This is a genomic window from Kocuria rhizosphaericola (assembly GCF_044462205.1).
GTDB lineage: Bacteria > Actinomycetota > Actinomycetes > Actinomycetales > Micrococcaceae > Kocuria > Kocuria rhizosphaericola.
Genome location: NZ_JBISWK010000050.1, coordinates 19,541 through 31,175, shown reverse-complemented (window position 1 = coordinate 31,175; position 11,635 = coordinate 19,541). Strand labels below are relative to the sequence as shown.

The window sequence follows — 11,635 nt, the reverse complement described above, 5'->3', positions numbered from 1 at the left end:
GGGGCGGCCACGTGGCCGGGGTCGGCGGGGTCGGCCTTCTCGGTCTCGGGCACGGCCGAGGCGACCGAGGTGTCGCGGACCTCGATCATGCGCGGCTGGCCGTTGAGGGTGAGCATCACGGTGCGCATGCCCTTGTCGTCGGCCTCCGAGATCGCCTGCAGGGTGACCAGCAGACGCACGCCCTTGCCCAGGGAGATCACGTGCTCGTGCTCGGTGGTGAGCCCGTAGAGGAAGTCCCGGGTGTGCAGCACGGACACGTCGCCGTACTTGGCCCGGCCGGCCTCGTACTCGCGGGTGGGACCGGCGAAGAGCAGCCGGTTCAGCGTGGCCCGCCGCGTGTCGGAGTCCTCGGCGAGCGCCTGCTGGTCCTCGGCCGACAGCTCGGTGACCCCGACCCTGACGTTGCGCCCCTCCAGCGCCTTGGAGCGGAAGGGCTCCGGCCACCCTCCGGGGGGCGTGCCGAGCTCGCCGGCGAGGAAGCCGATCACGGAGTCCGGCAGGTCGAACCGTTGCGGATCAGCCTCGAACTCCGCCGGGTCCACGCCCATCCCCACGAGCTGCAGGGCGAGGTCGCCCACGACCTTGGAGGAGGGGGTGACCTTCACGAGGCGCCCGAGCATGGCGTTGGCGGCGGTGTACATGTCCTCGATCGCCTCGAAGCGCTCCCCCAGCCCCAGCGCGATGGCCTGCTGGCGCAGGTTCGACAGCTGCCCGCCGGGGATCTCGTGCCGGTACACCCGGCCCGTGGGGGCGGTGAGCCCGGACTCGAACGGGGAGTACATCGCCCGGATGACCTCCCAGTAGGGCTCCATCGCGGAGATCGCCTCCAGCGGGATGCCGGTGTCCCGCGGGGTGTGCTCCAGGGCCGCCACCAGCGCGGAGGCGGGCACCTGGGAGGTGGTGCCCGCCATCGAGGCGTCGGCCACGTCCACCGCGTCCACCCCGGCGGCGATCGCGGCCATCAGGGTCGCCAGCTGCCCGCCGGCGGTGTCGTGGGTGTGCAGGTGCACCGGCACCTCGAAGCGCTCCCGCAGCGCGGTCACCAGCTTCGCCGCGGCCATGGGCCGCAGGAGTCCGGCCATGTCCTTGATCGCCAGCACGTGCGCACCGGCCTCGACGCACTGGGCGGCGAGGTCCAGGTAGTAGTCCAGGGTGTAGAGCGTCTCACCGGGGTCGTTGAGATCACCCGTGTAGCACAGGGCGACCTCGGCCACCGCGGTGCCCGTCTTGCGCACGGCCTGGATGGCCGGGGCCATCTGCTCCACGTCGTTGAGCGCGTCGAAGATCCGGAAGATGTCCACCCCGGTCGCGGCGGCCTCGGCCACGAACGCGTCCGTCACCTCGGTCGGATACGGGGTGTAGCCCACCGTGTTGCGCCCGCGCAGCAGCATCTGGATCGGGATGTTGGGCATCGCCTCGCGCAGCAGAGCCAGCCGCTCCCACGGGTCCTCCCCCAGGAACCGCAGCGCCACGTCGTAGGTCGCCCCGCCCCAGGCCTCCACCGACAGCAGCTGCGGCAGCGTGTGCGCGTAGGCCGGGGCCGCCGCCAGCAGGTCACGGGTGCGCACCCTCGTGGCCAGCAGCGACTGATGGGCATCCCGGAACGTCGTGGAGGTCACCGCCACCGCCTGCTGCTCCCGCAGCGCCCTCGCGAAGCCCTCCGGGCCCAGGTCCTGCAGCTTCTGCCGCCAGCCCGCCGGGGGCTGGTGCTCCGAGGGCCCGTCGAACGGGGACCGCAGCGGCTCGTCCTGCTTGTCGCCCGGGTAGTGCGGCAGCTTGGTGCGCGGGTCGATGCCCTCCACCCGCTCCCCGTTGGGCCGGTTCACCGTGACCTCGGCCAGCCAGGTCAGCGCCTTCGTCGCCCGGTCCCCCGACGTCCTCGCGGCCAAGAGTTCCGGACGGGACTCGATGAAGTCGGTGGCCACCTCCCCGGCCAGGAACTGCGGATCCGCCAGCACCGCCTGCAGGAACCCGATGTTGGTGGCCACCCCGCGGATCCGGAACTCCGCCAGGGCGCGCTGGGACCGGTGCACCGCGGTCGCGTAGTCCCGGCCGCGGCAGATCAGCTTGACCAGCATCGAGTCGAAGTGCGGGGAGATCTCCGCCCCCGCGTACACCGTGCCGCTGTCGAGACGCACCCCGGCACCGCCGGCGGAGCGGTAGGCGGAGATCTTCCCGACGTCGGGGCGGAACCCGTTGGCCGGGTCCTCGGTGGTGATCCGGCACTGCAGGGCCGCACCCCGCACGGCCAAGGACTCCTGTGCGATCCCCAGGTCCGCCAGGGACTCCCCGGCCGCGATCCGCAGCTGCGAGGCCACCAGATCGACGTCGGTGATCTCCTCGGTGACGGTGTGCTCCACCTGGATGCGCGGGTTCATCTCGATGAACACGTGCTGACCGGCCCGCTCCCCGGCCGTGTCCACCAGGAACTCCACGGTCCCGGCGTTCACGTAGCCCAGCTCACGGGCGAACTTCACCGCGTCACGGTGCAGCGCCTGCCGGATCCCCTCGTCGAGGTTCGGCGCCGGGGCGATCTCGATCACCTTCTGGTGCCGGCGCTGCACCGAGCAGTCGCGCTCGAACAGGTGCACGATCTCCCCCGAGGCGTCCGCCAGGATCTGCACCTCGATGTGCCTCGGGCGCAGCACCGCCTGCTCCACGAACATCGTCGGATCCCCGAACGCCGTGTCGGCCTCGCGCATCGCCGCCGCCAGCGCCTCGGGCAGGGCCTCCGGGGTCTCCACCCGGCGCATGCCGCGGCCTCCGCCACCGGCGACCGCCTTGACGAACACCGGGAAGCCGATCCGCTCGGCCTCCCCCAGCAGGTACTCCACCTCCGAGGACGGCTCCGAGGAGTCCAGCGTCGGGATCCCCGCCCGCTTCGCGGCCTTCAGCGCCTCCACCTTGTTCCCGGCCAGCTCCAGGATCCCCGCCGCGGGACCCACGAACGCGATGCCCTCCGCCGCCGCGGCGCGGGCCAGGTCCGGGTTCTCCGACAGGAACCCGTAGCCGGGATAGATCGCGTCCGCCCCCGACTCCTTGGCCACCCGCACGATCTCCTCGACGTCGAGATAGGCCCGCACCGGGTGGCCCTCCTCCCCGATCCGGTACGCCTCGTCGGCCTTCTGCCGGTGGATCGAGTTGCGGTCCTCGTACGGGAACACCGCCACCGTCTTGGCCCCGAGCTCGTACGCGGCACGGAAGGCACGGATCGCGATCTCACCGCGATTGGCCACCAGGATCTTGGAGAACATCAACACCCGTTCCGCACCCGGGCCCGTCCGGCGGACACCCGGGCACTGATTCTTCGAAGGTCGTGCAACGTCGCGCACACGGTCAGCATGGCCACCCGCGGGCGGTCCTGACCAGTGAACCACGCCACCACCGGGCAGACTGTGACCCCTGTCACAAAGCGGCATCGAGGACGCTGCGCACCGGTGCGGTGCGGGACGGCGGGCCGGTTCGCGGGTGGTTCCGCGCCGCGCCCGGGCAGACCCTGCGCACCCGGCTACGATGGACGCAGCCGTCTCCTCGCCGCGGCCCCCGATCCCGGACACGAGGAGCCGTTTCCCCTGTGTCCCCGCGAGCGAAGGGTGTCCCCTCCGTGCAGATCGTCAGCGTCAGCAGCCTCAAGGGCGGTGTCGGCAAGTCCTCCGTGACCTTGGGGATCGCCTCCGCGGCGCTGCAGGCGGGAGTACCCACGCTGGTGGTGGACCTCGACCCGCACGCCGACGCCACGACCGGGCTCGGCGTGCACCCGGAGCGCGGTCACGACATCGGCGAGGTGCTGCGCCGGCCCCGCCGCGGGTCGCTCGAGCGGGTGGTCGTGGCCTCGTCCTGGGCCGTCCGGGACGGCCTGGACGCCAGGGCCCTCGACGTCGCCCCGGGCTCGGCCCGGTCGTCCCACCTCGACCGCTCCGACTACCGGGACAAGGACCTCGGGCGGCTGGAGCGGGCGCTGTCCGACGCCAAGGGCTACGACCTGGTGCTGGTCGACTGCCCGCCCACCCTGAGCGCCCTGACCCGCACCGCGTGGGCCGCCAGCGACAAGGTGCTCTCGGTGGCGGAGCCCTCGCTGTTCTCGGTGGCGGGGACCAGGCGCACGATGACGGCGATCGCCCAGTTCGAGCAGAGCCGCTCGTGGGCCGTGCCGGCGGCCGGCGTGGTGGTCAACAAGGTCCAGCACTCGTCGGTGGAGCACCGGCACCGCCTCGCGGAGCTGCAGGAGCTGTTCGGCCCGCTGCTGGTCAACCCGGTGATCCCGGACCTGCCTGTCTGGCAGCAGGCGCAGGGCGCGGCCTGGCCGATCCACCGCTGGCCGGGGCAGGAGGCCCGGGACATCTCCGGACGGTACACGGCGATTCTGCAGGGCCTCCTCGACGGCTCGTCCTGAACCGCCCGGGTCAGCCGGCGTTCTGCCGGCGGGCCCGGCGGGCGGAGAGCTCGTCGTCGGGCAGGGGGTCCTCCGCGGGTGCACGGTCCTGACCGGTGTGCTCCCCGGGCAGCGCCGCCAGGGTTCCCTCGACCTCGCGCCACACCCGGCCCACGGCGATCCCGAAGACGCCCTGTCCGCCCTGCACCAGGTCGATGACCTCGTGCGGGGACGTGCACGCGTAGACGCTCGCGCCGTCGCTCATCATCGTGAGCTGGGCGAGGTCCTCGACGCCCTGGGCGCGCAGGGCACTCACGGCGGTGCGGATCTGCTGCAGGGAGACGCCGGTGTCCAGGAGCCGCTTGACGATCTTGAGGACCAGGATGTCCCGGAAGCTGTAGAGGCGCTGCGTGCCGGACCCGGAGGCGCCGCGCACGGTGGGCTCCACGAGGCCCGTCCGCGCCCAGTAGTCCAGCTGCCGGTAGGTGATGCCCGCGGCCTTGCACGCGGTGGGACCACGGTAGCCCACGGACTCGTCACGGATCACGGAGTCGTCGAAGAGGACCCCCTGGGTGCCGTGCGCCGGAGGGCTGCCGGTCCCCGCCGTACCGCCGGGCTGCTCGCGGTCGCTCACGCCGCCTCCTCGCTCGTGGACCCGGTCCTCGCGGCGCCGGGAGTGGATGGTCTCGCAGAGACGTCCGGATCCCCCCGGGAACACCTCGAGTACAGCTCCGACGGTAGACCTCCCCGGGGGCCGGGTCAAAGACATCAGCAGGCCGGGCCCCGTGTCGGGCGGACGGGCGTGCCGGCCCGGGTCAGAAGTCCTCGGGATCGACGTTGTCGAGGAAGTCGCGGAACTGCTCGACCTGCGTCTCCGGGGGCAGCTGCTGCTCCCCCTCGCCCGGCCGGGCGGAGGGCTCCCGCAGCTCGCCGTCCCCGCTCATCACGAGGCCGGCCTCGTCGAGGACGGTCTCGGTGCACAGGATGGGGCAGTCGGTGCGCGCCGCCAGGGCGATCGCGTCCGAGGCGCGGGAGTCGACGACCGTCCCGTCCGAGAACTCGAGCGCGGCGTGGAAGACGCCCTCCTCCACCGTGTGGATCCGCACCCGGGTGAGGGTGCGCCCGAAGGCGGTGGCCACCGACAGCACGAGGTCGTGCGTCAGGGGCCGGGGCGGCTCGATCCCCTGGACGGCGAAGACGATGGACGTCGCCTCGTTCGTGCCGATCCAGATCGGCAGGTGCCGCCCGCCCTCGACCTCGCGGAGCACCACGACGGGCTGCGCCGACGGCACGTCCATGCGGACGCCGGCGATCTCCATCAGGACCTGGTGCACGGCCATCTCAGCCCTCCACCGCGGCGCGCTCCTGGAGGGCGGCGATCTCCGACCTCACGAGCGAGGTGTGGATGGTGAGGCACAGCCCGGAGATCTCCTGGGCGCGCTCGACGGCCCGGGCCCTCGAGGCGGCGTCCCGGCGGGACGTCAGGGGCGCCACGGCCCGCTCGACGAGCACCAGCTCGCGGTCCGCGGCGGCCTTGAAGGGGCGCAGGTGGCGCGGTTCCAGGCCGTGGGCCGTCAGTGCGAGGGCTGCTCGGGTGATGGCCAGGGCGTGGTCGTCGAAGGCCCCGTTCTGCTCCCGGATCAGGCCGTAGCTCACGAGTTCGCGGACCAGCGGGATGCCGGCACCGGTGCGGGAGGCGAGCTCCCGCAGGCTGTAGGTGCGCGGCGCGCTGACGATCGGCAGCGGCGCGGTGACGGGATCGGCGGCCTCCGCGGTGCGCCGGGCGTCGTCGTCCCGGGCGTCCTCGTCGGCGTCCAGCCGCTCCCGGATGACCTTCAGCGGGAGGTAGCGGTCTCGCTGGAGTTCCAGAATCCGGCGCAGCCGGTCCACGTCGGCGCGCGAGAACTTGCGGTAGCCCGATGCGGTGCGCGCGGGGTGGACCAGGCCCTTGTCCTCCAGGAAGCGCAGCTTCGAGGCGGTGATGCCGGGGTGGTCCTCGCCGAGCTCCTTGAGCACGGCGCTGATGCCCACCCGGGGCTCGTGCTGGACGTCGTCCCGGTGTGGATCGGTCTCCGCGGGGTCGGTCATGGCTCCCTTCTACTGGTCCGACTGCGAGCGCAGCGAACGGTAGAACGTGAACCGGAACTTCCCGATCTGGACCTCGTCGCCGTTGTCGAGCTGCGCGCTGTCCACGCGGTCGCCGTTGACGTAGGTGCCGTTCAGGGACCCGGAGTCGATGATCTCGAAGGTGTCGCCGCGGCGGACGAACCGGGCGTGCCGGCGGGAGACCGTGACGTCGTCCAGGAAGATCTCGGAGGACGGGTGGCGGCCGGCGGGGACCTCGTCCCGGTCCAGGAGGAAGCGCGAACCCGTGCCCCCGCTGTCGTGGGCGACGAGCAGGGCGCTGCGCGGCGGGAGGGCGGAGACGGCGGAGCTCTCCTCGGGTGAGAGCTTGTGGGAAGCTGCGTGCGAGAGGACCTCGGCCACGATCTGGATCGACGTGGTCTCCGGCTCCCCCTGGGGTGCGTTCGAGCCGTTCTGGGTTCTGGACATCTCTTCCCTCGACTGGTGACGTGGTGGTGGACGGACCCTGTGGGACCCTGACCTCGCGACCTCCTGCCCCGGCGGTTTCCGGGGGACCGGCCGGAGCCACCCGGTTGCTCTTCAGTGTACCGGGTGGTGGAGACACGCAAGGGCAGCCGGGACACGTCCCGGCTCGGGCGCGGTCGGGGTCCCTGCGCGGTTCAGTCCAGCTGGGCGGCGTATCCCTCGGCGTCGAGCAGCCCGGACCGGTAGTCCTCGTCGGCGGGGCGGACCTCGAACAGCCACCCCTCTCCGTAGGGGGCGGAGTTCACGGTCCCGGGCTCGTCCTCGAGGGACTCGTTGACCGCGGTGACCTCGCCGGAGACGGGGGCGAAGATGTCGCTCACCGACTTGGTGGACTCGATCTCGCCCACGGAGGCGCCCGCCTCGATGCTCTCCCCCACCTCGGGCAGCTGGACGAACACGACGTCGCCCAGCTCGCTCTGCGCGTGGTCGGTGATCCCGATGCGCACCGCGCCCTCGGCGTCGGGGGCGGCGATCCACTCGTGCTCGGCCGTGTAGGACAGGTCGGCGGGGATGTTGCTCATGGGTCACTCCTGGTCCGGCGGGTGCGGTCGGCACGATTATGGCACAGACCCCTCCGTGGTCCCGGGCGCGCGGAGACCGTCGGGTGTCGGGCGCTCAGCGGCGTTCCCACGCGGTGATCTCGGCGTGGATCGACCGCTTGCGCGCCGTCCCGGCGAAGGATGCGTCCACGGAGTTGCGGGCCAGGCCGGCCGCCTGCTCGTCGGTGAGGCCCAGCGTGTCCCGCAGTTCCTGGAAGACGTCCCCCACGTAGCCGCCGAAGTAGGCCGGGTCGTCCGAGTTGACCGTGACCAGCAGTCCCCGCTCGAGCATGTCCAGGACGGGGTGCTCGGCGAGCGTGCCGACCACCCGCAGCCGGACGTTGGACAGCGGGCACACGGTGAGCGGCACCCGCTCCGCGACGAGGCGGTCCACGAGCTCGGGGTCGCGCAGGCACTGGATCCCGTGGTCCACGCGCTCCACGCGCAGCACGTCCAGGGCCTCCCGGACGTACTCGGGGCCCGCCTCCTCACCCGCGTGGGCGACGACGTGCAGCCCTGCCGCCCGCGCCCGCGCGTAGACCTCCTCGAAGAGGGCCGGCGGATGGCCGACCTCGGCCGAGTCGAGGCCGATCCCGTCGATGCGCGGCAGCTGGTCCCCGAGGGAGTCGAAGAGCTCCAGGGCCTCTGCTGCGGGCCGGTCCCGCAGGAAGCACAGCAGCAGCGTGGAGGTGAGGCCGTGCTCGGCGCGGGCGGCGTCGAGGGCGGCGCGGATGCCGTCGACCACCGTCCCGAGCGGCACTCCCCGGACGAGGTGCGCCTGGGGGTCGAAGAAGACGTCGACGTGCCGCAGGCCCTGCGCGTCGGCCCGCTCGAGGTAGGCACGGGTCAGGGCCTCGAAGTCGGAGGCGTCGCGCAGCACCGCCATCGTGGCGTAGTAGAGGCCGAGGAACGAGGACAGGTCCTCGAAGTCGTACTGCCTCCGGAGCTCCTCGACCGAGCCGTGGGGCAGCTCCACCCCGTTCTTGGCGGCGAGCTCGAAGGCGAGCTCGGGCTCCAGGGTGCCCTCGATGTGCAGGTGAAGCTCAGCCTTGGGCAGGGTGTGCAGGTCCTTCAACGCCGGTGCTCCTTCGTGGTCGGCCCCGGCCCACCGGCCGGAGTGTCCGTGCAGTGTACTGCGGGCCGTGTCCCGACCCGGCCCGGGCGGGGTGCACACGGCCCCGGTCGTAGCATGGGAGGGAGCACGTCCGGCACGCACGGAACGAGCCGGCGGTGCAGGACAGGCGGCGCGCGCCCGACGGCCGGGAGCGCGAGGAGGAGCGGGTACCTGCCGACCGTCCTCGGCCTCACCCCTGCGGGCCCCGGGCTCGCGTGCGGAACCGCTCGGAGAGAGGAGTGCTGGATGTCCGGTGTCGTCGTGGTGGGTCAGGTGGGACGGGACCTCGTGCTGACGGTCGAGGAGCTCCCGGAGGCGGGTGGCGCCACCGATGTGCTGGAGCGGCAGGAGCTGCTCGGCGGCAAGGGGGCGAACCAGGCGGTGGCGTGCCGCCAGCTCGGCGCCGAGGTCCACCTCGTGGGGGTCGTGGGCACGGATGCGGCCGGGGAGGCGGTGCTCGCGCAGGCCGCGGAGGACGGGATCGACGTCGGCGCCGTGGTGCGCCGCTCCGGCGCCCCGACCGCGCTGCTCGTCGACCTCGTGGGACCCCGCGGGGTCCGCCGACTGCTGGAGGACGTGGACGCCCGGATGCTGCTGGAGGCCCAGGACGTTCGCGCGAGCCGGGACCTGCTGCGCTCGGCGGACGCCGTCCTGGTCCAGCTGCAGCAGCCGGGGGCGGCCGTGACCGAGGCCCTGGAGGCTGCGGCGGCCGGAGGGGCGCTCACGGTGGTCGACGGCGCCCCGGCGGACGAGGGGGTGCGCCGGCGGGTGCTGTCCACCGCGGCCGTGGTGCGCGCCGACACCGCCGAGACCGAGGCGCTGGTGGGCTGGGCGCCGCAGGACGTGCCGGGGACGGTGCGGGCCGCGCAGTCGCTGCTCGCGGAGGGCCCGCGCGTCGTGGCCCTGGCGACCGGGGAGGGCGACGTGGTCGCCTGGCCGGGCGGGCACGTGGTCCTGCCCCACCTGGGCGAGGATCCCGTGGACCCCACCGGGGCGGGCGACTCGTTCGTGGCCGCACTCACCGTCGCGCTGCTGCGCGGGGAGAGCCCGGAGTCCGCCGCCTGGTGGGCCGCGGCGGCCGCGGCCGAGGTGGTCGGCAGCGCCGGCGGCCGGCCGGACCTCGACCGGGACCGGCTGCGGGAGTCGGCGTCCCGGGCCCGGCGGTAGGCCGCGCGGGCGCCGGGCACGCCGCCCCCGGGAACGAGAGAAGGCCGGTGGTCCGCGTTCCCGCGGTCCACCGGCCTCGAATCGTCGGGCTGACAGGATTTGAACCTGCGACCCCTTGACCCCCAGTCAAGTGCGCTACCAAGCTGCGCCACAGCCCGAAGTGCTCAGTACGTTCCCGCCCTGAGCACTCGCATCACATTACAGCAAGCTCCGGCGGAATTCATCTCGGCGGGCGCCTCAGCGCTTCCGGTTCCGCTTCTCCCGCACGCGCATGGACACCTCGATGGGAGTGCCCTCGAAGCCGAAGGTCTCGCGGAGGCGGCGGGTGATGAACCGCCGGTAGCCGGGGTCGAGGAAGCCCGTGGTGAACAGCACGAAGCGCGGCGGGCGGGAGGAAGCCTGGGTGCCGAAGAGGATGCGGGGCTGCTTGCCGCCGCGCACGGGGTGCGGGTGGGCGGCCACGATCTCGCCGAGGAACGCGTTGAGCCGTCCGGTGGGGACGCGGGTGTCCCACGAGGCCAGGGCCGTCTCCAGGGCGGGGACGAGCTTGTCCTTGTGCCAGCCGGTCTTCGCCGAGACGTTCACCCGCGGCGCCCAGGCCACGTGGGCGAGGTCGCGGTCGATCTCCCGCTCCAGGTAGTAGCGGCGGTCCTCGTCCATGAGGTCCCACTTGTTGAAGGCGAGCACGAGGGCGCGGCCGGAGTCCACGGCCAGCTGCAGGATGCGGACGTCCTGCTCGGAGAGCACCTCGTCCGCGGCCAGCAGCACCACTGCCACCTCGGCGCGCTCGAGGGCGGCCTGGGTGCGCAGGGACGCGTAGAAGTCCGCGCCCTGGGCCATGTGCACGCGGCGGCGGATGCCCGCGGTGTCGATGAAGCGCCACGGCTTGCCGCCCAGCTCGATCAGCTCGTCCACGGGGTCGCGGGTGGTCCCGGCCAGGGGGTCCACCACGACGCGCTCGGACCCGGCCAGCTTGTTGAGCAGCGAGGACTTGCCCACGTTCGGGCGCCCGATGAGCGCCACGCGGCGGGGGCCGCCGGTGAGCTCGGTCTCGGCCACGGCGGAGAACTCCGGCAGCAGGTCCGTGACCGCGTCGAGGACGTCGGCGGCGCCGCGCCCGTGCAGTGCGGACACCGGGTGCGGCTCCCCCATGCCGAGGGACCACAGGTACGTGGCCTCGACCTCGAGCTGCGGGGAGTCCACCTTGTTGGCGACCAGGATCACCGGCTTCCTGACCTTCCGCAGCATCTTCACGATGGCCTCGTCCGCGGCGGTGACGCCCACGGTCGCGTCGAGCACGAGCAGCACGGCGTCGGCGAACTCCACGGCCATCTCGGCCTGCTCGGCGACCCGGGCGTTGATGCCCTTGGCGTCGTACTCCCACCCGCCGGTGTCCACGAGCGTGAAGTTGCGCCCGTTCCACGTGGCCCGGTAGGAGACCCGGTCCCGGGTCACGCCCGGGGTGTCCTCCACGACGGCCTCGCGCCGGCCGAGGATGCGGTTGACCAGGGTCGACTTCCCCACGTTGGGCCGGCCCACGATGGCGAGCACCGGGGCGGGCCGGCGCACCGGTGCCTGGTCGCCGTCCTCCGCCCACTCGGCGAGCAGCGCGGCGTCCTCCTCGTCGAGCTCGTAGTCCTCGAGCCCGGCCCGCAGCGCCTGCGCGCGCTGGTCGGCCTCGTCGTCGTCGATGGCCGCGAGCCGCTGGGCGACGTCGTCCGTGGTGCCGCCGAGGAGCTCGGCCTCGTAGGGGTCGTGGGCGGTGTCGTGCGCGGGGTTCTCGGGGTTGCCGGTCATGGCTGTCCTTCGCTGGGCCGGGTGCGGCCGGTCGGG

At 73.1% G+C, this 11,635-nt stretch carries 10 protein-coding genes and 1 tRNA gene; 2 read left to right on the top strand and 9 right to left on the bottom strand.

Translation table 11 applies throughout. The annotated features are described in order from the left end of the window. Positions 1-3,254: pyruvate carboxylase (locus ACH9D2_RS05775; RefSeq protein WP_396361827.1), on the bottom strand; the 3,254-nt coding region annotated here is incomplete at its 3' end. 350 nt (positions 3,255-3,604) lie between these two features. Between ACH9D2_RS05775 and ACH9D2_RS05770 the strand changes: the two genes are divergently transcribed. Continuing rightward, on the top strand, positions 3,605-4,393 hold the full coding sequence (locus tag ACH9D2_RS05770) for an AAA family ATPase (protein ID WP_396361825.1): 789 nt from the start codon (positions 3,605-3,607) through the stop codon (positions 4,391-4,393). A 10-nt stretch (positions 4,394-4,403) separates the two neighbouring features. On the opposite strand, the gene ACH9D2_RS05765 is transcribed toward ACH9D2_RS05770, so the two are convergent. From ACH9D2_RS05765 to ACH9D2_RS05740, 6 genes are all read right to left on the bottom strand, one after another. Then, a complete protein-coding gene (locus ACH9D2_RS05765; RefSeq protein ID WP_396361823.1) occupies positions 4,404-5,006 on the bottom strand; it encodes a MerR family transcriptional regulator in 603 nt (200 codons plus the stop codon). A gap of 181 nt (positions 5,007-5,187) precedes the next feature. Continuing rightward, on the bottom strand, positions 5,188-5,712 hold the full coding sequence (locus ACH9D2_RS05760; protein ID WP_396361822.1) for a bifunctional nuclease family protein: 525 nt from the start codon (positions 5,710-5,712) through the stop codon (positions 5,188-5,190). A 1-nt stretch (position 5,713) separates the two neighbouring features. Further along, positions 5,714-6,460 carry a transcriptional regulator FtsR gene (gene ftsR / locus ACH9D2_RS05755; protein WP_396361821.1) on the bottom strand — a complete coding sequence of 249 codons (747 nt, stop codon included), beginning with the start codon at positions 6,458-6,460 and terminating at the stop codon, positions 5,714-5,716. 9 nt (positions 6,461-6,469) lie between these two features. Beyond that, on the bottom strand, positions 6,470-6,925 hold the full coding sequence (locus tag ACH9D2_RS05750; RefSeq protein WP_396361820.1) for an FHA domain-containing protein: 456 nt from the start codon (positions 6,923-6,925) through the stop codon (positions 6,470-6,472). Between the two features lie 191 nt (positions 6,926-7,116). Next, a complete protein-coding gene (gene gcvH, locus ACH9D2_RS05745; protein WP_396361819.1) occupies positions 7,117-7,503 on the bottom strand; it encodes a glycine cleavage system protein GcvH in 387 nt (128 codons plus the stop codon). 94 nt (positions 7,504-7,597) lie between these two features. Further along, on the bottom strand, positions 7,598-8,596 hold the full coding sequence (locus ACH9D2_RS05740) for an adenosine deaminase (RefSeq protein ID WP_396361817.1): 999 nt from the start codon (positions 8,594-8,596) through the stop codon (positions 7,598-7,600). Between the two features lie 285 nt (positions 8,597-8,881). On the opposite strand from ACH9D2_RS05740, the gene ACH9D2_RS05735 reads away from it, so the two are divergent. Further along, the gene (locus ACH9D2_RS05735; protein ID WP_396361816.1) at positions 8,882-9,802 is read left to right on the top strand and encodes a PfkB family carbohydrate kinase; all 921 of its coding nucleotides are present in this window, start codon (positions 8,882-8,884) and stop codon (positions 9,800-9,802) included. Positions 9,803-9,886: 84 nt separating this feature from the next. Here the strand turns inward: ACH9D2_RS05735 and ACH9D2_RS05730 are convergent. Both ACH9D2_RS05730 and der read right to left on the bottom strand, forming a co-directional pair. Then, positions 9,887-9,960: transfer RNA gene (locus ACH9D2_RS05730), tRNA-Pro, on the bottom strand. A 79-nt stretch (positions 9,961-10,039) separates the two neighbouring features. Then, positions 10,040-11,599 (bottom strand): ribosome biogenesis GTPase Der, encoded by a 1,560-nt coding sequence (der, locus tag ACH9D2_RS05725; RefSeq protein WP_396361814.1) that lies wholly within the window; start codon positions 11,597-11,599, stop codon positions 10,040-10,042. Between the last annotated feature and the right edge of the window lie 36 nt (positions 11,600-11,635).